The 24,392-nt window shown below is 70.1% G+C and carries 22 protein-coding genes, 1 tRNA gene and 1 pseudogene; 15 read left to right on the forward strand and 9 right to left on the reverse strand.

Annotated features, from left to right (window positions below; genetic code table 11):
- Positions 1 to 25: 25 nt before the first annotated feature.
- Positions 26 to 1,087: a FecCD family ABC transporter permease gene (locus ACIQNU_RS28925; RefSeq protein ID WP_401372033.1), complete on the forward strand. Its 1,062-nt coding sequence runs from the start codon at positions 26 to 28 to the stop codon at positions 1,085 to 1,087.
- Between the two features lie 11 nt (positions 1,088 to 1,098).
- Positions 1,099 to 2,190, forward strand: a complete 1,092-nt coding sequence (locus tag ACIQNU_RS28930) for a FecCD family ABC transporter permease (RefSeq protein ID WP_401372035.1) — start codon at positions 1,099 to 1,101, stop codon at positions 2,188 to 2,190.
- A 196-nt stretch (positions 2,191 to 2,386) separates the two neighbouring features.
- On the opposite strand, the gene ACIQNU_RS28935 is transcribed toward ACIQNU_RS28930, so the two are convergent.
- Positions 2,387 to 3,112, reverse strand: coding sequence for a DUF5324 family protein (locus tag ACIQNU_RS28935; RefSeq protein ID WP_401372036.1), 726 nt, complete (start codon positions 3,110 to 3,112; stop codon positions 2,387 to 2,389).
- Positions 3,113 to 3,509: 397 nt separating this feature from the next.
- Here ACIQNU_RS28935 and ACIQNU_RS28940 point away from each other — a divergent pair, with 397 nt between their 5' ends.
- Together ACIQNU_RS28940 and ACIQNU_RS28945 are read left to right on the forward strand one after the other, a co-directional pair.
- The gene (locus ACIQNU_RS28940) at positions 3,510 to 4,037 is read left to right on the forward strand and encodes a peptidylprolyl isomerase (RefSeq protein WP_401372038.1); all 528 of its coding nucleotides are present in this window, start codon (positions 3,510 to 3,512) and stop codon (positions 4,035 to 4,037) included.
- Positions 4,038 to 4,188: 151 nt separating this feature from the next.
- Positions 4,189 to 5,091, forward strand: a complete 903-nt coding sequence (locus ACIQNU_RS28945; protein ID WP_401372039.1) for a rhomboid family intramembrane serine protease — start codon at positions 4,189 to 4,191, stop codon at positions 5,089 to 5,091.
- A 291-nt stretch (positions 5,092 to 5,382) separates the two neighbouring features.
- Here the strand turns inward: ACIQNU_RS28945 and crgA are convergent, their stop codons facing one another.
- Positions 5,383 to 5,637, reverse strand: a complete 255-nt coding sequence (gene crgA / locus ACIQNU_RS28950) for a cell division protein CrgA (protein WP_389893509.1) — start codon at positions 5,635 to 5,637, stop codon at positions 5,383 to 5,385.
- Positions 5,638 to 5,789: 152 nt separating this feature from the next.
- On the opposite strand from crgA, the gene ACIQNU_RS28955 reads away from it, so the two are divergent.
- The 6 genes from ACIQNU_RS28955 to ACIQNU_RS28980 all read left to right on the forward strand — a co-directional run bounded on the left by ACIQNU_RS28955 (position 5,790) and on the right by ACIQNU_RS28980 (position 10,506).
- The gene (locus ACIQNU_RS28955; RefSeq protein ID WP_401372041.1) at positions 5,790 to 6,569 is read left to right on the forward strand and encodes a DUF881 domain-containing protein; all 780 of its coding nucleotides are present in this window, start codon (positions 5,790 to 5,792) and stop codon (positions 6,567 to 6,569) included.
- A 28-nt stretch (positions 6,570 to 6,597) separates the two neighbouring features.
- Entirely contained in the window at positions 6,598 to 7,362 is a 765-nt protein-coding gene (locus ACIQNU_RS28960) for a class E sortase (protein WP_401372084.1), read from the forward strand.
- Between the two features lie 184 nt (positions 7,363 to 7,546).
- Positions 7,547 to 7,723 carry a hypothetical protein gene (locus tag ACIQNU_RS28965; RefSeq protein WP_401372043.1) on the forward strand — a complete coding sequence of 59 codons (177 nt, stop codon included), beginning with the start codon at positions 7,547 to 7,549 and terminating at the stop codon, positions 7,721 to 7,723.
- Between the two features lie 29 nt (positions 7,724 to 7,752).
- The gene (locus ACIQNU_RS28970; RefSeq protein WP_401372086.1) at positions 7,753 to 8,394 is read left to right on the forward strand and encodes an aminodeoxychorismate/anthranilate synthase component II; all 642 of its coding nucleotides are present in this window, start codon (positions 7,753 to 7,755) and stop codon (positions 8,392 to 8,394) included.
- Positions 8,391 to 9,650, forward strand: coding sequence for a class E sortase (locus ACIQNU_RS28975; RefSeq protein WP_401372045.1), 1,260 nt, complete (start codon positions 8,391 to 8,393; stop codon positions 9,648 to 9,650). The genes ACIQNU_RS28970 and ACIQNU_RS28975 overlap by 4 nt, the downstream gene beginning before the upstream one ends.
- Positions 9,651 to 9,774: 124 nt before the next feature.
- Positions 9,775 to 10,506: a class E sortase gene (locus ACIQNU_RS28980; RefSeq protein ID WP_401372047.1), complete on the forward strand. Its 732-nt coding sequence runs from the start codon at positions 9,775 to 9,777 to the stop codon at positions 10,504 to 10,506.
- 100 nt (positions 10,507 to 10,606) lie between these two features.
- On the opposite strand, the gene pknB is transcribed toward ACIQNU_RS28980, so the two are convergent.
- The 6 genes from pknB to ACIQNU_RS29010 form a co-directional block, all read right to left on the reverse strand.
- Positions 10,607 to 12,622, reverse strand: coding sequence for a Stk1 family PASTA domain-containing Ser/Thr kinase (pknB, locus tag ACIQNU_RS28985; protein ID WP_401372048.1), 2,016 nt, complete (start codon positions 12,620 to 12,622; stop codon positions 10,607 to 10,609).
- A gap of 168 nt (positions 12,623 to 12,790) precedes the next feature.
- On the reverse strand, positions 12,791 to 14,260 hold the full coding sequence (locus ACIQNU_RS28990; protein WP_401372049.1) for a peptidoglycan D,D-transpeptidase FtsI family protein: 1,470 nt from the start codon (positions 14,258 to 14,260) through the stop codon (positions 12,791 to 12,793).
- Positions 14,257 to 15,678 carry an FtsW/RodA/SpoVE family cell cycle protein gene (locus ACIQNU_RS28995; protein ID WP_401372051.1) on the reverse strand — a complete coding sequence of 474 codons (1,422 nt, stop codon included), beginning with the start codon at positions 15,676 to 15,678 and terminating at the stop codon, positions 14,257 to 14,259. The genes ACIQNU_RS28990 and ACIQNU_RS28995 overlap by 4 nt, the downstream gene beginning before the upstream one ends.
- A gap of 26 nt (positions 15,679 to 15,704) precedes the next feature.
- Positions 15,705 to 17,282: a Stp1/IreP family PP2C-type Ser/Thr phosphatase gene (locus ACIQNU_RS29000; protein ID WP_401372088.1), complete on the reverse strand. Its 1,578-nt coding sequence runs from the start codon at positions 17,280 to 17,282 to the stop codon at positions 15,705 to 15,707.
- Between the two features lie 132 nt (positions 17,283 to 17,414).
- The gene (locus ACIQNU_RS29005) at positions 17,415 to 17,930 is read right to left on the reverse strand and encodes an FHA domain-containing protein (protein WP_401372053.1); all 516 of its coding nucleotides are present in this window, start codon (positions 17,928 to 17,930) and stop codon (positions 17,415 to 17,417) included.
- A 10-nt stretch (positions 17,931 to 17,940) separates the two neighbouring features.
- Positions 17,941 to 18,867 (reverse strand): FhaA domain-containing protein, encoded by a 927-nt coding sequence (locus tag ACIQNU_RS29010; RefSeq protein WP_401372055.1) that lies wholly within the window; start codon positions 18,865 to 18,867, stop codon positions 17,941 to 17,943.
- Positions 18,868 to 19,706: 839 nt separating this feature from the next.
- On the opposite strand from ACIQNU_RS29010, the gene ACIQNU_RS29015 reads away from it, so the two are divergent.
- Positions 19,707 to 19,793 (forward strand) — tRNA-Leu (locus ACIQNU_RS29015).
- 128 nt (positions 19,794 to 19,921) lie between these two features.
- Here ACIQNU_RS29015 and ACIQNU_RS29020 read toward each other — a convergent pair.
- Entirely contained in the window at positions 19,922 to 20,578 is a 657-nt protein-coding gene (locus tag ACIQNU_RS29020) for an FMN-dependent NADH-azoreductase (RefSeq protein WP_401372057.1), read from the reverse strand.
- A gap of 107 nt (positions 20,579 to 20,685) precedes the next feature.
- Between ACIQNU_RS29020 and ACIQNU_RS29025 the strand changes: the two are divergent.
- The 4 genes and pseudogenes from ACIQNU_RS29025 to ACIQNU_RS29040 form a co-directional block, all read left to right on the forward strand.
- Positions 20,686 to 21,024, forward strand: a pseudogene (locus ACIQNU_RS29025) (winged helix-turn-helix transcriptional regulator); the annotation flags it as partial.
- A gap of 229 nt (positions 21,025 to 21,253) precedes the next feature.
- Positions 21,254 to 22,840, forward strand: coding sequence for a DUF2252 domain-containing protein (locus tag ACIQNU_RS29030; RefSeq protein ID WP_401372058.1), 1,587 nt, complete (start codon positions 21,254 to 21,256; stop codon positions 22,838 to 22,840).
- Positions 22,841 to 23,047: 207 nt separating this feature from the next.
- Positions 23,048 to 23,914, forward strand: coding sequence for a hypothetical protein (locus tag ACIQNU_RS29035; protein ID WP_401372060.1), 867 nt, complete (start codon positions 23,048 to 23,050; stop codon positions 23,912 to 23,914).
- Between the two features lie 52 nt (positions 23,915 to 23,966).
- On the forward strand, positions 23,967 to 24,296 hold the full coding sequence (locus ACIQNU_RS29040; protein ID WP_401372090.1) for a rhodanese-like domain-containing protein: 330 nt from the start codon (positions 23,967 to 23,969) through the stop codon (positions 24,294 to 24,296).
- Positions 24,297 to 24,392: the final 96 nt, after the last annotated feature.

Consider the following 24,392-nt stretch of genomic DNA (forward strand, 5'->3'; position numbering starts at 1 on the left):
GCAACCCACCCCAATCCACGTCACCATGGCCCCCGCCGCACGAAGCGACACCAGAACCCCCGCCGCACGGATCGCCCGCCGCACCGCGTGGCCCGTCCTCGCGCTCGCGCTCACCCTCGTCGCCGTCGCGCTCAGCCTCGCCGTGGGCTCACGCCCCGTACCGCTGAGCACCGTCGTGGACGCGCTGCTGCACGGAGCGGACGGTGGCGGAGCGGACGGCGGCGGCCGGGACGCGCTCGTCGTACGGTCCCTGCGGCTGCCGCGTACCGCCGTGGGGCTCGCCGCCGGGGCCGCGCTCGGACTCGCTGGAGCCGCGCTCCAGGCGGCGACCCGCAATCCGCTGGCCGACCCCGGGATCCTCGGGCTCAGCCAGGGGGCCGCCGCCGGTGTCGTGTTCGCCATCGCCACCGGCAGCGCCAACGGCTTCGCCGGATATGTCTGGTACGCGTTCGCGGGCGCCGTGCTCGCCGCCTGTCTCGTGTACGCCATCGCCACGCGCGGCCGGGGCGGCGCCGACCCGGTCAAGCTGGCGCTCGCCGGTACGGCGCTCTCCGCGATGATCACCGGCGCCACCACCGTGGCCCTGACATCGAGTTCGGCGACGCTCGACCAGTTCCGGTTCTGGCAGGTCGGCGCGCTCGACGGGCGGGACGCGGGCACGGTCACGCGGATGCTGCCGTTCCTCGCGGCGGGCGCGCTGCTCCTGCTCGTCTGCGCACGCGGCCTCGACGGGCTCGTGCTCGGCGACGAGACCGCCCGCGCCCTCGGCCACCACGTCCAGCGGGTACGGGTCACGGCGGCGCTCGGCGCGACCCTGCTGACCGCGGCGGCGGTGGCGGCGGCCGGACCCATCGCCTTCGTCGGGCTCGCCGTACCGCATCTCGCCCGCCGGCTCGTACCCGACGGACACCGCTGGACGCTGCCCATGTCGGCGCTGCTCGGCGCCTGTCTGCTGCTCGCCGCCGATGTCGCGGGCCGCGTCGTACGGCCGCCCGGCGAGGTGCCCGCCGGGGTGATGACCGCGCTGGTCGGCGTTCCGGCCCTGATCTGGCTGGTGCGGCGGCGCCGCGCGGTGGGGGACGCCTGATGGACACGGCCATGCGGGATTCCGGCGCGAGGGGTTCCCGTACCCGGACCACCTACCCCCGGTCCGCCGGGCTGCGCGTCCTGCGCGCCCCCCGGTCGTCCCGGCGCCGCTTCTCCGTCCTCTGGCACCGCCGTTCCGCCGTCGTCGCCCTGGTGCTGTTCCTGCTCCTGGCCGCCACCGCGATCCTGTCCGCGTGCGCCGGGCAGACCTGGGTGACGCCGGGCGAGGTGTACGGGATACTGCGCGGCGGTCAGGGGGCTCAGCGGCTGGTCGTGGGGGAGTTGCGGGTGCCGAGGATCGTGCTCGGCGCGCTGGTGGGCGCCGCACTCGGGCTCGCCGGCGCGCTGATCCAGTCCGTGACCCGTAATCCGCTGGCCTCGCCCGACGTCATCGGCGTCGGACACGGCGCCGCCGCGGCCACCGTGCTCGCCCTCGCGACCGGGGTGACCGCGTCGCCGAACGCGCTGCCCCTCGTCTCCGTCGCGGGCGGACTCGCCGCGGCCGGTCTGGTGTGGGCGGTCGCCTGGCGGGGCGGGATGCGCGCGAGCCGGTTCGTGCTGACCGGTGTCGGGGTCGGCGTCGCGCTGTCGGCCGTCGTACAGCTCTATCTCACGGACAGCGAGCTGGAACAGGCCGAGCTGGTCAAACTGTGGCTGACGGGCAGCCTGAACGGCCGTGGGTGGGAGCAGGCGGGTCCGCTGGCCCTCGTCCTCCTGCTGTCGCTCCCCGTCCTGGTGTGGGCGGCCCGTGCGCTGCGCCCGCTCGGTCTGGGCGCCGACACGGCCACCGCGCTCGGTTTCCGGGTGCGGCGGGCCCAGCTCGGCCTGACCGCGCTCGGCGTGGTGCTCGCCGCGAGCGCCACGGGGGCGGCCGGGCCGATCGGTTTCGTCGCGCTGACGGCGCCCCAACTCGCCCGCCGCCTCACCCGCACCCCCCACCTCCCGCTGACCGCCTCCGCCCTGACCGGCGCGCTGACCCTGACAGCGGCGGACCTGACGGCCCGCACGGTGCTCATCCCTCTGGAGATACCGGTGGGCGCGCTGACGGCGCTGGTCGGAGCCCCGTACCTGCTGTGGCTCCTGGGCAGCAAGAACTCCCGTTGAACCCGCCGACCGCACGAGGGACCGTCCGCACCCGCTGAATGTTTCACGTGGAACATCGCAGAGGGCCGGGAACCCGCTACGGGTCCTCCGGCCCTCTCAAGCGCCTTCTCGCAGAGTTGGGTCAAGTTGCGTCAGGTGGGGCAGATGGGGCGCCTACCGCGCTACCACCCCTACCGCGCTACCGCCCCTACCGTCCCTACTCCTGCCGGTCCGACGGCGAATCCGCCTCCGCCTGCTTGGCCTCGACCTCCGGATCGAGTCCGCTGCCGTCCACCGAACTCAGCCGCGCCCCGCCGTCGGAGACCTCCGTGGCGGCTGGCGGTTCCACCAGCCAGTCCGGGTTGGCCTGCTTGTCCCACCACTTCCACGCGGCGAAGGCGCCGCCGGCGAGCAGTGCGACCAGGGCGAGCCTCTTGACGGCACGCCCGGCCCGAGCCCTGCGCTCATGGCTGCGGATCAGCCGCTGGATCTCCTGGGCCGACACCTGCCCCCGCAGCGCGGCCAGCGCGGCGGCGCTGCGGGACGCGGCCTCGTCGCGCACGGGCCCGGCCGCGGCGACGACGTGCTCGATGTGGGGCCGGGAGTAGTCCGCGGCCTGACGCGAGTACTCGGCGGCCTGCCGAGCCGCCCTACGGGTCCGCTCGGCCGCCTCCTGGGCGGCCAGGTCGACCTTCGGCGGAACATGGGTACGGGCCTGCTCGATCCGTGGCGCGAGATACGCGCCGTACTGCACGCGGGCCTGTTCGGCGGCCTGCTGTGCGGCGTACGAGACCTTGGGTGCCAGTCGCAGCCGGGCCTCCTGCGCGTAGAACGCGGCCCGGTCCTTGGCCGTGTCGGCGTAGGGCGCCACCACTTCCGCGGCGTGCAGCACGCTGTCCTTCGCCGAACCGGTCGCGGCGCGCACGCTGTCGATGCGGGTCACGGGAACCTCCTCCTCGGTGGCGTACGTAGGCGTTCGGGGGTGTGCCCCAAAAAGTCACAGTTCACCTTTCCACCCTTTTCCGGATCATGCCTGCCGGACACCGCCCCGGCATGCGAGGGCGGGCATCCGGGTCAATTCCGGGGCAATTGCGCGCAAGGGTGAGGCCTGCTTTCGACGATGCCACGGATCGGACGTCCCGGCGCCTCGTTCGGCGAAGGCGAGTACGAGGGCGGGCCCGCTGCTGAGGGGACGGCAAAGGGGCGTCAGAGGGGACGGCGGGGGGACGGGAGATGACGCGCGACCATGCCCGACCATGCCGAGAGGAGGCCGCCGGACGACGGGCGCCTGCGCTCGTGCGAGGATCGGGGGGTTCACAGAGGACAACGGAAGGCAGATCGTGGCCGAGCAGCTTTACGCCACCCTGAAGACCAACCAAGGCGACATCGTGATGAGGCTCCTGCCCAACCACGCGCCCAAGACGGTCAAGAACTTCGTCGAGCTTGCCACCGGTGAGCGCGAGTGGGTCAACCCGGAGACCGGCAAGAAGACCACCGACCGCCTCTACGACGGCACGGTCTTCCACCGGGTGATCAGCGGATTCATGATCCAGGGCGGTGACCCGCTGGGCAACGGCACCGGTGGCCCCGGCTACAAGTTCGAGGACGAGTTCCACCCGGACCTCGCCTTCACCAAGCCGTACCTCCTGGCCATGGCGAACGCCGGTCCGGGCACCAACGGCTCGCAGTTCTTCATCACGGTGTCGCCGACGGCCTGGCTGACCGGCAAGCACACCATCTTCGGCGAGGTCGCGGACGAGGCCAGCAAGAAGGTCGTGGACGCCATCATCAACACCGACACCAACCCGCGCACGGACCGTCCCGTCAAGGACATCGTGATCGAGTCCGTCGTCGTGGAGACCCGCTGAACCGCGTCCCGTAGGGGAAGCAGGCTCGCGGCACCCCGTTCGGGGAACAAAACCGCCCCGCCCATCCGTCAGGAAGGGCGGGGCGGTGCGTTGGCCCCGGGGCGGGGACAGTGCGGAGACGGGCCTCAGTACGGAGATGGAGGGGACCCCCATGGATCAGGCGCCAGGCGGACCGCAGGGCACACAGGGCCCACAGGACGCGCACGGCCTGCCGGGCTGCTATCGGCACCCGGACCGCGAGACAGGGGTGCGCTGCACCCGCTGCGAGCGTCCGATCTGCCCGGAGTGCATGGTCAGCGCCTCGGTCGGCTTCCAGTGCCCGGAGTGCGTGCGCGGCGGCTCGGGCACGGGTCACGCGCCGGCGGCCAACCACCCGCGGACCCTCGCGGGCGGCACGATCGCCCGTGACCCCCGGCTGATCACCAAGCTCCTGATCCTGATCAATGTCGCGATCTTCATCGCGATCCAGGCCGACAGCCGGCTGGTCACGGATCTGACGCTGATCGGCGCCTGGCCCCCGGCCCCCTTCACGCCGACGCAGGGTGTCGCGGGCGGTGAGTGGTATCGCCTGGTGACGTCGATGTTCGCGCACCAGGAGCTGTGGCACATCGCGTTCAACATGCTGAGCCTGTGGTGGCTGGGCGGTCCGCTGGAGGCCGCGCTGGGCCGGGTGCGGTACTTCTCGCTGTACATGGTGTCGGGCCTCGCGGGCAGCGCCCTCACCTATCTGATCGCCTCGCCGTCCGAGCAGTCGCTCGGCGCGTCCGGCGCGATCTACGGCCTCTTCGGCGCGACCGCCGTCCTGGTCCGCCGGCTCAACTACGACATGCGGCCGGTCATCGCCCTGCTGGTGATTAACCTGATCTTCACCTTCAGCCTGAGCGGTATCGCCTGGCAGGCCCACGTCGGCGGTCTCATCGCGGGCGTGATCGTCGCGTACGGCATGGTGCACGCGCCACGGGAGCGCAGAGCGCTGGTGCAGTGGGGGACCTGCGGGGCGGTCCTGCTGATCGTCATCGTGACGATCGTGCTGCGGACCGCGGCTCTCGCCTGAAACCGCGGCTCCCGCCTGCTCGGACGTGCTCGGCGTGAGGTTGTCCACAGCGTGTACCCGAACCTGTGCATGCTGTGGGGAACAACTGTGCCCCTCGCCCCTGACCTGGGTTTCCCCAGGAAGGGCAAGGGGCGAACAGGGGTCCGGATCCCGGTAGGTCAGTCACACCGGCGTCAACACCGAGAGGTTATCCACAGATCGTCAGACCTTTTCCCCACTGTGGACAAGGGTTGTGGATAACTCCCCGGATAACTCGGGGCAGAGCTATGTCCACCCAGGCGTTGGGCGCCGTTACTTCCACTGAGTGGAGACGCCGAAGCCCGCCGCGATGAATCCGAAGCCGACGACGATGTTCCAGTTGCCGAGGGCGTCCAGCGGAAGCTTGCCGTCCGTCACATAGAAGACGACGATCCAGGCCAGGCCGATCAGGAACATCGCCAGCATGACCGGTGCGACCCAGCTGCGATTGGTCAGCTTGATGGTGGTCGTCTGCTTCGACGGCGGCGGCGTGTAATCGGCCTTCTTGCGGATACGTGACTTCGGCACGAGGGTCTCTCCTGTCGATGCGCTGCGTGGCCGCGCAGGGAACTGTGGCGGGCTCCGGGGCAGCGTACGGGGAAGTACAGGGGGAAACCGACTGCTCCCCCGGGCGTCCGTTAGCGTAGTGCTTCCTCGGCGCCGTAAGGAGTAAGGGTACGTTGAGCAATTCTGCCGACTCCCCCGGCATGGGCACCAGCCCTGCCCCGAAAAAGCGCTGGCGCCCGGTGCGGGTGCTCACCGTAGCGGTCTTCGCCTTGGCCGGGCTGATCTTCTTCACCAGCTTCAACACGGCCAAAGGTACCAATATCCGGACGGATGCCTCCCTGCTGAAGCTGTCCGACCTCATCCAGGAGCGCAGCCGCAAGAACGGCGACCTGGAGGAGTCGAACGGGGCCCTGCGTCAGGACGTCGACTCACTCGTGGGGCGGCAGGACACCGGCACCAAGGCCGAGGGGGACCGGCTCACCGAGCTGGAGAGGCGGGCCGGCACCCGCAAGCTCACCGGCGACGCCGTCTCCGTGACCCTGAACGACGCCCCGCCCGACGCCACCGCCAAGCTCCCCGGCTACCCCGAGCCCCAGCCCAACGACCTGGTCATCCACCAGCAGGACCTCCAGGCCGTCGTGAACGCCCTGTGGCACGGCGGCGCCGAGGGCATCAAGGTGATGGACCAGCGGCTGATCTCCACCAGCGCCGTCCGCTGCGTCGGCAACACCCTGATCCTCCAGGGCCGCGTCTACTCGCCGCCGTACACGATCACCGCCATAGGGGATCCGGGACGGCTCAAGAAGGCGCTCACCTCGTCCCCCGAGATCCAGAACTACATGCTGTACGTGAACGCCTACGGCCTCGGCTGGAAAGTGGAGGACGACGGGGCGGTGACTCTTCCCGGCTACTCGGGCACAGTGGATCTCCATCAGGCGGAGCCTGTCGGCTAGACCTAGTCCGGGAGGGGCGACGGTGTCGGTGCGGGTGGTCGTCAGGACGTTCAGCGAACTGTGCATCACCGTCGGCGCCGTGATTGTCCTGTTCGTCGTCTACGTCCTGTTCTGGACGGGTGTGAAGGCCGACGGCGCCATGGACGAGCAGATCTCCCGGCTCCAGGACAGCTGGGCGCAGGGCGCGCTCCCCACGCAGCCGCCCCCCGGGCCGACGGACACCCCGCCCACCGACCCCACCGCTCCGGCTGACAGCAAGTCCGGGGGCGCCGACCCCGCCCCATCGCCCAAGGCCGCGAAACCCGCGAAACCCGCGCCCTACGAGAACGGCAAGCCCTTCGCCGTCATGTACATCCCGCGGCTTGGTTTCACGTGGAACAAGCCCGTGCTCCAGGGCACCGCGACCGACACCCTGAAGAAGGGCCTCGGCCACTACTCGGGCACCGCCCAGCTCGGCCAGGAGGGCAATTTCGCGGTCGCCGGGCACCGCCGCACCTACGGCGACCCCTTCAAGGACTTCCCGCGGTTGCGCCGAGGCGACGCGGTCGTCCTGACCGACGGCACGACCTGGTTCACGTACCGGATCGACAAGGGGCCCTACAAGACGCTGCCCACCGATGTCGCCGTCATCGATCCCGTGCCGCGCGCCTCGGGATACAGCGGTCCCGGGCGCTATCTCACCCTCACCACCTGCGAACCGGAGTGGGGGCACAGCCACCGGCTGATCGTCTGGGCCCATCTGGACTCCACCCGGCCCGTGGAGCAAGGGAAACCGCCGGCGCTGCGACGCTGAGACAGGTTCGGGCCGGTGCTTTGCGCAGACCGATCCGGCCCTTTGCCCCGCACCGCCTTGCAACTGCACGCACCACACCCCGCTCACCAGTACCGGGAGGTCGCCGTTGCATTCCTCCGACCTGACCCGCCGGACAGGCCCTAGTCTGGGGACGCACACATCCTCGACGGCAAGTAGGGACGGCATGTACGGCTGGATCTGGCGGCATCTGCCGGGCAATGCGTGGGTGAAGGCGCTTCTGTCGCTGATCCTCGTTCTCGCGGTCGTCTATGCGCTCTTCCAGTACGTGTTCCCGTGGGCGGAGCCGCTGCTTCCCTTCAATGACGTGACCGTCGACGAGGGAAGGTCGGCCACCCCGTGAGCACCCAGCCCGTGAGCGCCATCCGAGCCGTGAGCAGCGCGCGCATTCTCGTCGTGGACAACTACGACAGCTTCGTCTTCAACCTCGTGCAGTACCTGTACCAGCTCGGCGCCGAGTGCGAGGTGCTGCGCAACGACGAGGTGTCCACGGCGCACGCCCAGGACGGTTTCGACGGCGTGCTGCTGTCGCCGGGGCCCGGGACTCCCGAACAGGCCGGTGTCTGCGTCGACATGGTCCGGCACTGCGCCGCGACCGGGGTGCCCGTCTTCGGTGTCTGTCTCGGCATGCAGTCGATGGCGGTGGCGTACGGCGGCGTCGTCGACCGGGCGCCGGAGCTGCTGCACGGCAAGACCTCGCTGGTCGAGCACGGCGGCAAGGGCGTCTTCGCCGGGCTGCCGTCACCGTTCACCGCGACCCGTTACCACTCGCTGGCCGCCGAGCCGGCCACCGTCCCGGCCGAGCTGGAGGTCACGGCCCGTACGCACGACGGCATCATCATGGGGCTGCGCCACCGTGAACTCGCTGTCGAGGGCGTCCAGTTCCATCCCGAGTCGGTCCTGACCGAGCACGGCCACCGGATGCTGGCCAACTGGCTCGTGGAGTGCGGGGACACCGGCGCGGTGGGGCGGTCGGCGGGGCTCGCCCCGGTGGTGGGCAGGGCCACGGCGTGACCGCAGTGCGCCCCGAGCGCGACTCCGGCTCCGGATTCGGAGAGTCCGGGGAGTACGGGACCTCGTACGGGCAGGAGCCGTACGAGGTGCCGGGCGCGTTCGAGGCGGCGGTGCAGGGGCTCGCGGATCCGCTGAGCGACCCGCTGCCGGGCCACTGGTACGGGACAGAGGCGGCGCCCGAGTCCGCGTATCCACAGGCGCCTCCGGCGCCCGCGCCCGCACGGGAACCCGTACCCGTACCCCAACCCGATCCCGTACCCGTAGCTGTCCCCGTACCCGATCCCGTACGCGAGCCCGCCTATCAACCGCATCAGCCGCCCCCGGACGACGAGACCGTGGCCTTGCGGACCTCCGACCTGCGGCGAATAGCCGCCGAGGGGACGCTCACCGACCCGTCTCGGCCGCCGTCCGCCACTCCGGCCCCCGAGCCGCCCTTCGAGGGCCGGGCCGCGCGCCGCAAGGCGGCGAAGCGGGGCGGCGGGGGCCACCGGGCCACCGAATCGCCCGCGCAGCCCGCGGCCTCCGCCGAGTCGGGCGCCCCGCTCTCCCGCGTCGAGGCCCGCCGCCAGGCGCGCGCACAGAAGCCGGGCGCCGGCGTCGTGGCGAGCCGCGCGATCGGTGAACTGTTCATCTCCGTCGGCCTGTTGATGCTGCTGTTCGTCACCTACCAGCTGTGGTGGACGAACGTCCGCGCCCAGGCGCAGGCCAACGGCGCCGCCGACCATCTCCAGGACGACTGGGCCAAGGGCAAGCGCAACCCCGGCACCTTCGCACCGGGCCAGGGCTTCGCCCTGCTGCACATCCCCAAGCTGGACGTCGTCGTCCCGGTCGCCGAGGGCATCGACAAGCAGAAGGTCCTGGACCGGGGCATGGTCGGCCACTACGCCGAGGGCAGCCTCAAGACGGCGATGCCGGACGCCAAGACGGGCAACTTCTCGGTCGCCGGGCACCGCAACACCCATGGCGAACCGTTCCGCTACATCAACCGCCTCAAGCCCGGCGACCCGATCGTCGTGGAGACGCAGGACGCGTACTACGTGTACAAGATGGCGAGCATCCTGCCGCAGACCCCGCCCAGCAACACCAGTGTGATCGGGCCGGTCCCGCCGGGATCGGGCTTCACGAAGCCCGGCCGGTACATCACGCTCACCACATGCACCCCCGAATTCACCAGCAAGTACCGGATGATCGTCTGGGGCAAGATGGTCGAGGAACGGCCGCGTGACAAGGGGAAACCGGATGCGCTCGTCGGCTGACCCACCCGACGCCACCCCGAACCGGCGGGACCCACCGGACCTACCGGACCATCCGGCCGCACCAGAACATCCGGCCGCAGCAGAACAGCCGCACAGGGCAGACAGAGCAGACAAGGCAGATGCAGTGGCAGCGACGACCGACCACGACGAGCGGACCGACACGCCCCCGTCCGCACCGAGGCGCCGGGGGCGCGGCCGGGTGGCCATGGCGGTCAGCGTCTTCGGTGAACTCCTCATCACCGCGGGCCTGGTGCTCGGCCTGTTCGTCGTCTACTCGCTGTGGTGGACGAACGTCGTCGCGGACCGCGCGGCCGACAAACAGGGCAGCAAGGTACGGGACAACTGGGCGGACAGCGGTCCCGGCGCCCTGGACACCAAGGACGGCATCGGCTTCCTGCACGTCCCGTCGATGGTCAAGGGCGAGGTGCTGGTCGAGAAGGGCACCACGTCGAAGATCCTCAACGACGGCGTAGCCGGCTACTACACCGACCCCGTCAAGTCCGCGCTGCCGCAGGACGCCAAGGGCAACTTCACGCTCGCCGCGCACCGCGACGGGCACGGCGCCAAGTTCCACAACATCCACAAGATCAAGAAGGGTGACCCGATCGTCTTCGAGTCGAAGGACACCTGGTACGTGTACAAGGTGTACGCGATCCTTCCGTCGACCTCGAAGTACAACGTGAAGGTGCTCCAGCCGATCCCGAAGGAGTCCGGCGCCAAGAAGGCCGGCCGCTACATCACGCTCACCACCTGCACGCCGATCTACACGTCCACGTACCGCTATGTGGTCTGGGGCGAGCTGGAGCGCACGGAGAAGGTCGACAGCGAGCGCACCCCGCCGAAGGAACTGGGCTGAGCCAGGACGCGGCAGAGCACACGACGGAGCCCCGGCACCCTTTCTGAAGGGTGCCGGGGCTCTGCCGTACGCTCTGGCCGGTTCGGGTCGGTCCCCGCGGTCAGTTCCTGCGGCTCAGGCCGTTCTGGCCGCCGAAGAAGCCGCCGTCACCGCCGCCTCCGCCGTTGTTGTTGCCGTTGTTCCCGCCGCCCCCGGCCATCGTCTGGAGGGCGACCTGGCTGTTGGCGGGGACCTGGGTGCCCGAGGGCGGGTTGGACCCGAGGAAGATCGCGTTGTCGTCGCCGGGACCGTTGATCTGGCCGACCTGGAGTCCGGCGTCCGTGATCGCCTTCTTGACGTCCTTGAGGGACATACCAGCGGTCAGGGTCGGTACGGTCACCTGCTGCGGGCCCGCCTTCGCCACCTGGAGGTTGACGACCGAACCCGGGGTGACCTCGCTGCCCGGCTCCAGGGACTGCGAGAAGACCTTGCCGGCCTCCTGGTCGTTGTTCTCGACCTCGGTGCAGGTGCCGGTCAGCTTGTTGTCCTGGAGCTGCTTCTTGGCGTCCTCACAGGTCTGGCCCTTGACATCCGGAACCGTGGACTTCGCCTTCTCCTTGGCCACGTCCAGCGTGATCGTGGAGCCCTTTTCGACCTCGGTGCTCGGGCTCGGGTTCTGGTCGAGAACGGTGCCGGGCGTCTGGCTGGACTCGACCGGCTTCTCCTTGACCTTGAACTCGAACTTGGGGCCCCCCAGCTTGGCCGTCGCCTCGTCGATGTCCATGTCGATGACGTTCGGCACGGCCACCTTCGGCGCCCCGGTCGACACGGTCAGCGTGATCACGTCGTTCTTCTTGACCTGCGTACCGGCCGTCGGGTCCTGCGCGCAGACGCTGCCCTTGGGCTGCTCCTCGCAGGGCTTCTTGGTGGTCTCCAGCTTCAGCTCACGGTTCGCCGCCATCCCCTCGGCGTCCGAGAGGGTCTGCCCCACGAAGTTCGGCGCGTCGAAGCTGTCGCCCGCGCTGCTGTCGCCGCTGACGATCCACTTGCCGATCAGGATGGCGCCCACCAGGACCAGCAGACCCGCCACGACCAGCAGGATCGTGGAGGTGTTGTTCTTCTTCTGGCGGCGCCGGTCGGGCCGGTCGTCATAGCCGTAGCCGCCGTCGTCCGGGTTCATCGGCGGCAGCATGGACGTCGGCGCCCCGCCCCCGCCCTGCGCGGACATGGCGGTCGTCGGCTGGTCGTCGCCGTATCCGTAGCCGACGGACGCCATGGCGGCGGTCGCGGCGACGGGCTGGCCGTCGAGGCACGCCTCGATGTCCGCGCGCATCTCGTCGGCGGACTGATAGCGGTAGTCCGGGTCCTTGACCAGCGCCTTGAGGACGATCGCGTCCATCTCGGGCGTGATCTCCGGGTCGAAGACGCTCGGCGGCTGCGCCTCCTCGCGGACATGCTGGTACGCGACCGCGACCGGCGAGTCCCCGATGAAGGGCGGCCGTACGGTCAGCAGCTCGTACAGCAGGCAGCCCGTCGAGTACAGGTCGGACCGTGCGTCGACCTGCTCGCCCTTGGCCTGCTCGGGCGAGAGGTACTGCGCGGTACCGATGACGGCCGATGTCTGCGTCATGGTCATCCCGGCGTCGCCCATGGCGCGCGCGATGCCGAAGTCCATGACCTTGACCTGCCCGGTGCGCGTCAGCATGACGTTCGCGGGCTTGATGTCACGGTGGACGATCCCGTTGCGGTGCGAGTACTCCAGGGCCTGGAGGATGCCGATGGTCATCTCCATGGCCCGCTCGGGCAGCAGCTTGCGCCCGGAGTGCAGCAGCTCACGCAGCGTCGACCCGTCCACGTACTCCATGACGATGTACGGGATCGAGATGTTGTCGACGTAATCCTCGCCGGTGTCGTAGACCGCGACGATCGCCGGATGGTTGAGCGAGGCGGCCGACTGGGCCTCACGGCGGAACCGGGCCTGGAACGACGGGTCGCGAGCGAGGTCCGCACGCAGCGTCTTCACGGCTACGGTGCGGCCGAGGCGGGTATCGTGCGCGAGATAGACCTCGGCCATGCCACCGCGGCCGAGCACCTGGCCCAGCTCGTACCGGCCGCCGAGGCGACGCGGCTCTTCCATAGCTATTCCAGCCCTCTCCGTCGGTCCCGACCGCACCGTCGTGCGGTCCGGCGGTGTGCTGTCCGGGCATACCGTACCCGGCTCGTCCTACCTGCTCCGGCCGTGACCGTCACCCGATACCGGACCGGTATCGCAACGTGCACCGATGTGAAGGGAACGTGACCGGGGTCACTTCTTGCTGTCGATGACCGCCTGCATCACGGCCCGCGCGATCGGGGCCGCGAGACCACCGCCGGAGATGTCGTCACGGTTGGCGCTGCCGTCCTCGACGACCACGGCGACCGCGACCGGCGAACCGTCGCCCGTCTTGGCGTAGGACAGGAACCACGCGTACGGCTTCTCGCTGTTGTCGACGCCGTGCTGCGCCGTACCGGTCTTTCCTCCGACGGTGACGCCGGGGATCTGCGCCTTGGTTCCGGTGCCTTCCTTGACCACGGTCTCCATGATCGACTGGAGCTTCTGGGCGTTCTCCTTGCTCAGCGGCTCGCTCATCTTCTTCGGGCTGTGCTTCTCGATCACGTCCAGGCTCGGCGCCTGGAGTTCCCGCACCATGTACGGCTCCATCAGGGTGCCGTCATTGGCGATCGCCGACGCCACCATCGCCATCTGGAGCGGCGTCGCCGCCGTCTCGAACTGGCCGATCGAGCTGAGCGCCGTCTGCGGCTGGTCCATCGTGGTCGGGAAGTTCGACGCGTTGGAGCGGACCGGCGTGAACTGCTCCGCGTTGAAGCCGAACTTCTCGGACGTCTCCAGCATCTTGTCCTTGCCGAGATCCGCGCCGATCTTGCCGAAGACGGTGTTGCAGGACACCCGCAGCGCCTCGCGCAGCGTGGCGTTCTTACAGGGCAGGTTTCCCTCGTTCTTCAACTCGGTCGACGTGGTCGGCAGGTCGTACGGCAGCGGCGAGTCCGTCTTCGCGTCGACATCCGAGTACAAGCCGTGCTCCAGGGCGGCGGCGGCGGTGACCACCTTGAACGTCGAACCGGGCGGATAGGTCTCCCGCAGCGCCCGGTTGAGCATCGGGTCGTTGGGGTCCTTGTCCTTCTGCAGGCTCTGCCACGCCTTGGTGTCCGTCGTCGTGGAGTTCCCGGCGAACGACGACGGGTCGTACGACGGGGTCGACGCCAGCGCCAGGATCGCGCCCGTCGTCGGATCGATCGCGGCGACCGCGCCCTTCTTGTCGCCGAGCCCCTCGAACGCGGCCTTCTGCGCCGCGGCGCTGAGCGTCGTGACGACGTTGCCGCCTTCCTTCTTCTTGCCCGTGATCATGTCGAGCGTGCGGCGGAAGAAGAGCCGGTCGTCGTTGCCGGTGAGGATGCCGTCCTCGATGGACTCCAACTGCGTCGCGCCGAACGCCTGCGACGCGTACCCCGTCACGGGCGCCCACATCGGCCCGTTCTTGTACGTCCGCTTGTACGCGAAGTCGCTGGCGTCGGTCTTCTTCGACCCGGTGATCGACTTGCCGTCCACGATGATGTCGCCGCGCGGCTGCGCGTACCGCTCGATGGTGACGCGGCGGTTGTGCTTGTTGCTCTGCAGGTCGTCCGCCTGGACGTACTGCACCCAGTTGTCCCGCAGCAGCAGCGTCAGGATGAGCAGGCCGCAGAAGAGCGCGATCCGGCGCAGGGGCTTGTTCACGGTCGGACCACCTGGGTCATCTCGGCGTCGGGGCTCGGGGCGGGGGCGGGCGCCGGGCGGCGCGCGGTGTCACTGATACGGATCAGGATGCCGATCAGCGCCCAGTTGGCGATCACGGAGGAACCGCCGTACGCGACGAAGGGCATGGTCATACCGCTCAGTGGAATCAGACCCATGACGCCGCCCGCGACCACGAACACCTGGATCGCGAAGGCGCCGGACAGGCCGACGGCGAGGAGCTTGCCGAACGGGTCGCGGGCGGCGAGCGCCGTGCGCACACCGCGCTCCACGATCAGCCCGTAGATCAGCAGGATCGCCATCACACCGGCGAGCCCCAGTTCCTCGCCGAATGTGGCGAAGATGAAGTCGGAGTTGGCCGCGAAGCCGATCAGGTCCGAATTGCCCTGACCGAGCCCCGTGCCGAGCACACCGCCGGAGCCGAACGCCATCAGCGACTGCGCGATCTGGTCGCTCTGCCCCATCACCTCCGGCGAGAAGGGGTGCAGCCAGGCGTCGACCCGCTGCTGCACATGCGGCTCGAAGGTGGCGACACCGACCGCGCCGGCCCCCGACATCAGCAGACCGAAGACGATCCAGCTGGTCCGCTCGGTGGCGACGTACAGCACGACGACGAACATCCCGAAGAACAGCAGGGACGTACCGAGGTCCGTCTCGAAGATCAGGATGAGCAGGCTGATCGCCCACACGGTGATGATCGGGCCCAGGTCACGGCCGCGCGGCAGATACAGGCCCATGAAGCGGCGGCTGGCCAGTGCCAGTGCGTCCCGTTTCACCATGAGATAGCCCGAGAAGAAGATCGCGATCATGATCTTCGCGAACTCACCGGGCTGGATGGTGAAGGAGCCGATCTTGATCCAGATCTTGGCGCCGTTCACGGCGGGGAAGAACACTGGCGCGACCAGCAGGATCAGCGCGGCGGCCATCGAGATGTACGTGTACCGCTGAAGGATGCGGTGGTCCTTCAGCAGGATGAGGATCACAGCGAAGAACGCGATGCCCAGGGCCGAGTACATCAACTGCTTCGGCGCGTCGGGACTGAAGGCCCCGAACAGGTTTTCGGCGCGCTGCTGAAGTCTCGGTGACTGGTCGAGCCGCCAGATGATCACCAGTCCCAGACCGTTGAGCAGCGTCGCCAGCGGCAGCAGCAGCGGGTCCGCGTACGGCGCGAACTTGCGCACCACGAGATGCCCGACGCCGGCCAGCAGACCCAGCCCGATGCCGTACCCCAGCAGTCCGGTGGGCACCTCGCCGTTGATCGCGAGCCCGACGTTGACATAGGCGAACACGGGGATGACCACCGCGAACACCAGCAGGGCAAGCTCGGTGTTACGGCGGCTGGGCGCGCCGATCGAACCGATCGTCGAGGTGTGCGTCGTCGTGTTGGTAGTGCTGCTCATGGCGTGACAGGGCCCCTCACGGCTGCTTACTGCTTACCGCACAGCGAGACCAGCTTCTGCTCTTCGTCGGAGAGGCTGGGGCCGGGTGTCGGAGTGGGTGCGGTCTTGGACTTGTTCGCGGACTGGGTGCCGGACGCGGTCGGCTGCGTCGACGCCGCCACCTGGGTCGTGCCGGGCTTCGCCGTACCGGACTGGGACAGCGGCTCCTTCGCCGTGCCCTCCGTGCCGCCGGCCTGACCCTCACCGGTCTTGGCGTTCTCGCTCTCGGCCGCCCGGCGCTGTGCGTCCTTCTTGCACGCCGACGCCTGCGTCGCCAACTCGTCGATCTTGTCATTGGCCTCGACGAGACCGCCCTCGGCGATCGTCGCCTCGACCTGCTTGCGCTGATACGGCGGGAGGTACTTGAGTTCGATCTCGGGGTGGTCCTTCTGGACCTTCGACAGACTCACCCACGCCAGGTCCTGGCTGATCCCGCGGTACAGCGCCACGTGCTCGTCCTTGGAGCCGACGAAATACTGCGTCTGCGTCCAGCGGTAACCGCCGTAGAGGCCGCCGCCGACGACCGCGAGCGCCAGCACCACGAAGAACGACCGCTTCAGCCACTTCCGGCCGCCGCCCCGCTTCACGAAGTCGTCGTCGCCGTACGCGCCGAAGCCCCCCTCGGGTGCGTACCCCGCCGGGTCGCCGCTGTCCGGCGGGCCGAACTCGCCGCCGCCCGCGCCGCCCTGACCGCCCTGGCCCGGCACCGGCCGGCCGAGGCCGGAGGCGCGGCCCGCGGGGGTCTGCATGGCGCCGCCGTCGTGCAACTGGTGCTGGTTCTCGGCGACCGCGCCGACGACGACCGGGGTGTCCGACAGCTGCTCGGCGAGCGTGTCGCCGCTGTCGATGTCGAGGACGTCGGCGACGATCACCGTGATGTTGTCGGGGCCGCCGCCGCGCAGCGCGAGCTGGATCAGCTCCTGCACGGTCTCCTGCGGTCCCTGATAGCTCGCGAGGGTGTCCTCCATCGTCTGGTGCGACACGACACCGGAGAGACCGTCGGAACAGATCAAGTACCGGTCGCCCGCGCGGACTTCACGGATCGACAGATCGGGCTCGACATGGTCGCCGCTGCCCAGCGCGCGCATCAGCAGCGACCGCTGCGGATGCGTGGTGGCCTCCTCCTCGGTGATCCGGCCCTCGTCGACGAGCCGCTGCACCCAGGTGTGGTCCTGCGTGATCTGCGTCAGCACACCGTCGCGCAGCAGATACGCGCGCGAGTCGCCGACATGGACGAGGCCGAGGCGCTGCCCGGTCCACAGCAGGGCGGTGAGCGTCGTGCCCATGCCCTCCAGCTGCGGGTCCTCCTCGACCATCAGCCGCAGTTGGTCGTTCGCGCGCTGCACGGCGGTGCCGAGCGAGGTGAGGATGTCGGAGCCCGGCACGTCGTCGTCGAGCGTCACGAGGGTCGAGATCACCTCGGAGCTGGCCACTTCACCGGCGGCCTGGCCGCCCATGCCGTCGGCGATCGCGAGCAGGCGCGGACCGGCATAGCCCGAGTCCTCGTTGCCCTCGCGGATCATGCCCTTGTGCGATCCGGCGGCGAAGCGCAGTGACAGACTCATGCGCACCTCGCCCGTCGGCTCCGGGTACAGCCGGTCGTGTCGAGCCACACTGCCCACCCTCCGGTCGGGAGCGCGCTGGCGTCCGTCGTACGGACCGCGTCGGCTCGCTCGCTCCGCTCGCTCATTGTCGTACTACTTCCGCAGCTCGATGACGGTCTTGCCGATGCGGATCGGCGCGCCCAGCGGAATCGGTGTCGGAGTCGTCAGACGGCTCCGGTCGAGATACGTGCCGTTGGTGGAGCCCAGGTCCTCGACGATCCACTGGCCGTCACGGTCCGGATAGATCCTGGCATGCCGACTGGACGCGTAGTCGTCGTCCAGCACGATCGTCGAATCGTGGGCCCGGCCGAGCGTGATCGTCTGGCCCTGCAGCGCGACCGTGGTGCCGGTGAGGGTGCCTTCGGACACGACCAGCTTCGTCGGCGCACCGCGCCGCTGGCGCCCGCCGCTCTGCTGCTGGCCGCGCTGCTGCGGGGGCGCGGCCTGCCGGGCGTTCTGCTGCGGGCGCGGACTCTCACGCCGCGAACCGCGCTGCGTGACACGCGTACCGAACAGATCGCTGCGGATGACCTGGACGGCCACGATCACGAACAGCCACAGAACGGCCAGGAAACCCAGCCGCATGACCGTCAGGGTCAGCTCTGACATTGCCCCCGCTTCACCCTTCGGCTTGCCGGTAAATGATGGTGGTGCTGCCCACGACGATCCGCGAGCCGTCGCGGAGCGTAGCGCGGGTGGTGTGCTGCCCGTCTACCACGATGCCGTTGGTAGACCCGAGATCCTGGATCGTCGAGGGCGTTCCGGTCCGGATCTCACAGTGCCGGCGCGAGACGCCGGGATCGTCGATCCGCACGTCGGCGTCGGTGCTGCGGCCCAGCACCAGCGTCGCGCGGGAGATCTGATGGCGGGTGCCGTTGATCTCGACCCAGCGCCGCACCTGGGCCCCGGGCAGCGGCCCGGGAGCCGCGCCGGGACGGCGGTCCGCGGCGCCCGGCCGGCCGCCGGGGGGCGGTGCCGCGGGCATCGGGGGCGCGCCGGCGGGCTGCGCGGGATAGCCGCCGCCCGCGCCCGCGGGCTGGGGATAGCCGTAGCCACCGCGGCCCGGCGCCGGGGGCGCGGGGTTCGCGGGGGGCGGGGGTGCGCCGCGCCCCGGGGCGCCCGCGGCGGCGTGCGGCGCGGCCGGGCCGCCTCCGGCCCCGGGCTGGGACGTGCTGGACGCGAGGGTGCGGCTGCGGACGCGGTACAGACCGGTGTCGAGATCGTCGGCCTTCTCCAGATGGACCTTGATGGGGCCCATGAAGGTGTACCGCTGCTGCTTCGCGTAGTCGCGGACCATGCCGGACAGTTCGTCACCGAGCTGTCCCGAGTACGGGCTCAGCCGCTCGAAGTCGGGGGCGCTCAGCTCCACGATGAAGTCGTTGGGCACGACCGTGCGGTCGCGGTTCCAGATCGTCGCGTTGTTGTCGCACTCGCGCTGGAGCGCGCCGGCGATCTCGACGGGCTGGACCTCGGACTTGAAGACCTTGGCGAAGGTGCCGTTGACCAGACCTTCGAGGCGCTGTTCGAACTTCTTCAGGACTCCCATGGGGCACCTCCTCCTTCGTTGCCGTCCTGGTACTGCTTACTGATCGTATCCACGCGCCGGTAAATCGGCTGGTTCCCCCTGTCTGCCCGGCCGACGAGTGTCGACCCTCACAGGACATGCCCTGCGGCGGGCCCCTCGATCCTTCCGTGCCCCTGCTGAACGCGACCTGTATGCGACCTGTACGTGACCTGGCCTTACGGGGCCTGGTCACCGGGCCGGGCGGACCTCTCCGACAAGGGGATCGTAGAGGGGGCCCTCAGCCAGTGTCGCGCACCTGGAGAACACCCCTGCCCACTCCGGCGCCACGGGCCGAGGCTGGTGCCAGGTTGAAACATGTTGGGGACGGAGGGGTGGGGGTGGGTGGGGGGACTCGGGGTAGTGGAGGGGGTTGGAGAGGTGGGTCGGGGCCGGGTCGGCGGGTCGGGTCCGGAGGGCGGGTCGGGGGTCGGGGGTCGTGGGCCGTGGAGGGGTGGCGGGGCGAGGGGGCGAGGGCGAGGGGGCGAGGGGTGGCGGGTCCCGTAATGACTCAACTACTCACAGTCCTGCCGGGTTCCCGGTACGGCGGACTCCGTGCGGCGGAGGTGGGTCGGGGGTGTGGCTGTGGTGGGGCAGGGGGGTGGTGGAGGGGTGGTGGAGGGGCTGCGTCAGGCGGCGGTGCGGGGGCGGGACCTCCGGCGGTACGAGGGTGGGCGAGGGCGGGTCCGGCGGCGGGGTGAGGGGCGGGTCTGGCTGGTCAGGGGTGCTGAATACGGATGTGAATCCACCGTCTCCCCCGTGCTAATCTTCTGCATGTCGGACGGCGTTCACCCCCCTGCCGGGGGCCGGAAGACAGCACCCATGCGCGGGTGGCGGAATAGGCAGACGCGCTGGATTCAGGTTCCAGTGCCCGAAAGGGCGTGGGGGTTCAACTCCCCCCTCGCGCACCAGCAAAGAGGCCCTCACGGTTCGCCGTGAGGGCCTCTTTCGTATGCCTGGCGGAGGGTGCGCGTCCGCGCGCCGGGGGCGACGGTGTGGCGTATCTCTCAGGTGCGGATCGGGGAACTCCTGTCGGTGGCTACGCGGCCGAGGTGAGGCGGGCGGCGAGGGACTTGGCCTTGGTGGCCGCGTCCTCCAGGGCCTTCTCGCGGGAGGCGTCGGCGAGCGGGATGAGTTCCGCCATGGCCGGCGCCGTACGGGCCAGGGTCAGCTCCGGGACGATGAAGTCGACGTCGAGGCCGAGCATTTCGCCGAGCAGGTCGCGCAGGTAGTTCTGCACGTATTCGAAGGGCTCGCGGGGGGTGCCCGGCGCGTACGAGCCGCCGCGGCTGGCGACGACCGTGACGGGCTTGCCCTTCGTGGACGAGGTCGGGCCCGCGGTGCGGCCCACCAGGATCACCTGGTCCAGCCATGCCTTCAGCGTGGACGGGATGGAGAAGTTGTACATCGGCGCGCCGATCAGCAGGGCGTCCGCGCGCTCCAACTCCTCGATCAGCGCGACGCGTTGCGCGAACGCGGCGGCCTGCTCGGGGCTGTGCGTGGTCGGATCCGCGAACCCGGCGGAGGCCGCGAGCCCGTCCAGATGCGGAACCGGATCCGCCGAGAGGTCGCGGTAGAGCACCGTGCCCTCGGGGTGCTGGGCCTCCCACGCGCTACGGAACGTGGACGTCACGGCGCGGGAAGCGGAAGCGGACTCCGGGAAGAGGGACGAGTCCAGGTGCAGGAGGGTGGCCATCGTGATCTCCGGGACGAGTAGGCGGGAGTTATTTCCTTCGTAGCTATTCTTAGCACAGCTACTTACTTTTCTTCACCCCATCCCTGGCGGGCAGTACCCTGTGGGGCATGGGGACCCCGGAAACGCACGGCGAAGAGGCCTGCACACAGGTCGATGTCGGCATGACCCGTGTCTTCGCGCTGCTCGGCAAGCGCTGGACCGGCCTGATCGTCGCCGTCCTCATCGGACAGCCAGTGCACTTCGCCGATCTGCGCCGTGCCATTCCGGGCATCAGCGAACGCATGCTGTCGGACCGCCTCACCGAACTCGGCGCGGCCGGCCTCGTCGTACGCGAGGTCGTCGAGGGCCCTCCGTTGCGGGTGTCCTACCGGCTGACCGAGGCCGGCGCGGCCCTGGGGCCCGCCCTCAAGGAACTCGGACAGTGGGCCGAGGAGCATCTGCCGGGGGAGAACGAGGCTTGTTCCGCGCAGTTGCGGGGCGACGGGGGCGACGGGGGCGCTGGGAGCAGTGGGGGCGCTGGGGGCCCGGGGGGTCCTGGGGTTCCTGGAGGCGTGGGCGGCACGGGGTGTTAGGTCCGTCGTCACCACGGGTGGGTGAACGGGTTTTCCACAGGTCAAGGCTTGTCCACAGGGCCTGACGCCGATTCGTGGGCGGCGGTACGGTCGTGGCCAGTTGATGTTCATCGGGTACGGATGCCGGCAGGGGTTCGTACCGGCTGCGGGGGAGGCGTTCGGGGTGTCCGAGGGTGCGGTGGGGACGGGCTTGGTTGGAGGAGCGGGGTCCGTCGTCAGGACCGGAGTGACTGCGGGGGTCGGAGGGACCGCGGGGTCGGGGCGGTTGCCGAGGGTGCGTGGGTTCGCTCACGGCGCCGCGGTGCCGGGAGGCTCGGACGGTTCGCCGGGGGGTGGTTCGGTGTGGGGCGGCGGCTCGGTCAAGGACGAGGGCAGGGCGCTGCGTGAGCGGGTACCGCGTAGTGCGCATGCCGCGCTCACCGTGGACGGTGCCCGGCCCGACGCCGTGGCGGCCGTCGAGGAGTCCAACCGGGGCCGGCTGACGGAACTCACACCGATACGGGTCGGCAGAATGGCCGCCACCCCCTTCGCCTTCCTGCGCGGCTCAGCGGGGCTCATGGCGTACGACCTGGCGCGCACCCCCGTCACGGGAGTCGGCGCCCAGATATGCGGCGACGCCCACGCGGCGAACTTCGGGCTGTACGGCGACCCGCGCGGCGGCCTGGTCATCGACCTCAACGACTTCGACGAGACCGTGCACGGACCGTGGGAGTGGGACGTCAAGCGGCTGGCGGCCTCACTCGTCCTCGCCGGGCGGGAGACGGGCGCCGACGAGGACACCTGTCGCAAGGCGGCCTTCGACGCGGCCGGCGCCTACCGCCGCACCATGCGCCTGCTCGCGAAACTGCCGGTCCTCGACGCATGGAACGCCATCGCCGACGAGGAACTCGTCTCGCACACCGACGCGCACGACCTCCTCGGCACCCTGGACCGGGTCGCGGAGAAGGCCCGTAACAACACCAGCGGCCGGTTCGCGGCGAAATCGACGGAGGCCGTCGAGGGCGGCGGTCGCCGGTTCGTCGACGCGTCACCGGTGCTGCGCCGCATACCGGACGCCGAGGCGGCATCGGTCGCGGCGGCCCTCGGTGACTACGTCGACACGCTCTCGGAGGACCGCCTCCCGCTGCTGGCCCGGCACAGCATCCAGGACGTGGCGTTCCGAGTGGTCGGCACGGGCAGCGTCGGGACCCGGTCGTATGTGGTGCTGCTCCTGGACCACCGGGGCGAGCCGCTGGTCCTCCAAGTGAAGGAGGCCCGCGCATCGGCTCTTCTCCCGCATCTGGCCACCGCCGGATTCGACGCCCCGGACGCGGGGCACGAGGGCCGGCGCGTGGTGCTCGGGCAGAAGCGGATGCAGGTCGTCAGCGACATCCTGCTCGGCTGGACCACGGTCGGTGAACGGCCCTTCCAGGTACGCCAGTTCCGCAACCGCAAGGGCAGCGTCGACCCCGCCGCCCTCGCCGCCGACCAGCTCGACGACTACGGTCGGATGACCGGAGCCCTGTTGGCCCGCGCCCACGCCCACAGCGCGGACCCCCGTCTGATCGCGGCGTACTGCGGCAAGAACGAGCAACTGGACGAGGCGATGGCGACATTCGCGGTCACCTACGCCAACCGCACCGAGGCAGACCACGCGACGCTGGTCGCGGCGGTACGGGAGGGAAGGGTGCGGGCGGAACTGGGCGTCTGAGGGGACCTCCGGGGGCGGACGCGTGGGGAGGGGGCGATGCCGGGGTGGGGCGGGTCACTCTGGGCGGGGGGTGAGGGAGGGGAGGGGGAGGGAGGGGAGGGGGAGGGAGGGGGGAGGGGCCCCCTCCGTGCTCGGTTCTCTTTCGCATCGCCTCGGCTCGCCTCGGCTCGGCGGAACCGTTCCCTCAGGTGGCCTAGGGTGGGGTGGGTGACGACTTCGGAAGCCGGGCCGAGCGAGACCGAGGGCCCCGAGGGGCCGACCGCGGACGCCGGGGCCGGGCAGAGTGGTGGAGCCCGGCCCGAGGAGCGGTTGGAGCGGGCGGTGCGGGTCGCCGAGCAGGCGTTGATCGAGTTCGAGATCGCGGTGGAGACCTTCCGTATCGAGGTCGACAACTTCTCCCGTCTGCATCACCAGAAGCTCGGTCCGATGTACGCGCGCCTGGACGAGCTGGACGCGCGGATCGCCGAGGCGAAGGCGGCCCGTAGCGGGGACCCCGAGGACCGGCGCAAGGCGGACGAGGCGCGCGCCCGGGTCATGCCCATGCCCAACGTGGAGGAGCTGTTCCACGACTGGATGGACTCCGACGGGCTCTCGCCGGAGGCCGCGGCCATGCTGACCGAGCAGCCGGTCAGGCCCCCGCAGCGGGTGCGCCCCAGTGACGAGGCCCGCAAGCTCTACCGCGAGCTGGCCCGTAAGTCGCACCCGGACCTGGCCCAGGACGACAAGGAGCGGGACCGGCGCGAGGAGTTCATCGCCCGGGTCAACGCCGCCTACGCCCGGGGCGACGAGGCGCTGCTGCGGGAGCTGGCCGAGGAGTGGGCCGCCGGACCCGTGCCGCCGGAGCGGCAGCCGAGCCCGAGCGAGGAGCTGTACGCCCGCCTCGAATGGCTGTCGCACCGCAAGGAGCTGCTGGCCGTTGTCGCCCGCGAACTGGAGGAGAGTGCCATCGGCGCGATGCTCCGGATGGCGCCCGACGACCCGGACACGCTGCTCGACGAGATCGCCGAGCAGCTTCTCGCCCAGGTCGCCGAGCGGGAGGCGGAGCTGAGTCGGCTCGTCCAGGAGATCGGCTGAACCGTACGGTCGGGCGTCGGGTAGCGTCGGGTGCATGCATTTCGGATCTGGTGTGCCCACGGTCGCGGTCGGTGATCTCACGGACGGTGACTTCCTGCTGGACGTCCGCGAGGACGACGAATGGGAGGCGGGCCATGCCGGTGGCGCGCTGCACATTCCGATCAGCGAATTCGTCGCCCGGTACGGGGAGTTGACGCAGGCCGCTCCGCAGGACGGGAAGATCCATGTGATCTGCCGCTCGGGCGGGCGTTCGGCGCAGGTCGCCACGTATCTGGTGCAGCAGGGCATCGACGCCGTGAACGTGGCCGGCGGCATGCAGGTGTGGGAGGCCGCCGGGCGCCCCGTCGTGGACGCCAAGGGTCAGCCGGGCACTGTGATCTAGACCCAACGCCGTTCAGTTAGGCGGGGCTGGGTGGTGTCAAGGGTCGGTTGCGAGCATGTTGATGCTGATGGTGGCCTGGTAGGTGGCCCGGTCGAT

Source organism: Streptomyces sp. NPDC091292, assembly GCF_044757265.1.
In the GTDB taxonomy this organism is placed as follows: domain Bacteria; phylum Actinomycetota; class Actinomycetes; order Streptomycetales; family Streptomycetaceae; genus Streptomyces.

Bases quoted from the DNA above. Each gene is read 5' to 3' on its own strand.
- ACIQNU_RS29000 (WP_401372088.1), bottom strand. From the start codon at position 17,282: ATGAGTCTGTCACTGCGCTTCGCCGCCGGATCGCACAAGGGCATGATC.
- ACIQNU_RS29005 (WP_401372053.1), bottom strand. From the start codon at position 17,930: ATGTCAGAGCTGACCCTGACGGTCATGCGGCTGGGTTTCCTGGCCGTT.
- ACIQNU_RS28945 (WP_401372039.1), top strand. From the start codon at position 4,189: ATGGATCAGGCGCCAGGCGGACCGCAGGGCACACAGGGCCCACAGGAC.
- ACIQNU_RS29030 (WP_401372058.1), top strand. From the start codon at position 21,254: ATGTTCATCGGGTACGGATGCCGGCAGGGGTTCGTACCGGCTGCGGGG.
- ACIQNU_RS29020 (WP_401372057.1), bottom strand. From the start codon at position 20,578: ATGGCCACCCTCCTGCACCTGGACTCGTCCCTCTTCCCGGAGTCCGCT.
- ACIQNU_RS28995 (WP_401372051.1), bottom strand. From the start codon at position 15,678: ATGAGCAGCACTACCAACACGACGACGCACACCTCGACGATCGGTTCG.
- pknB (WP_401372048.1), bottom strand. From the start codon at position 12,622: ATGGAAGAGCCGCGTCGCCTCGGCGGCCGGTACGAGCTGGGCCAGGTG.
- ACIQNU_RS28930 (WP_401372035.1), top strand. From the start codon at position 1,099: ATGCGGGATTCCGGCGCGAGGGGTTCCCGTACCCGGACCACCTACCCC.
- ACIQNU_RS28965 (WP_401372043.1), top strand. From the start codon at position 7,547: ATGTACGGCTGGATCTGGCGGCATCTGCCGGGCAATGCGTGGGTGAAG.
- ACIQNU_RS29010 (WP_401372055.1), bottom strand. From the start codon at position 18,867: ATGGGAGTCCTGAAGAAGTTCGAACAGCGCCTCGAAGGTCTGGTCAAC.
- ACIQNU_RS28925 (WP_401372033.1), top strand. From the start codon at position 26: ATGGCCCCCGCCGCACGAAGCGACACCAGAACCCCCGCCGCACGGATC.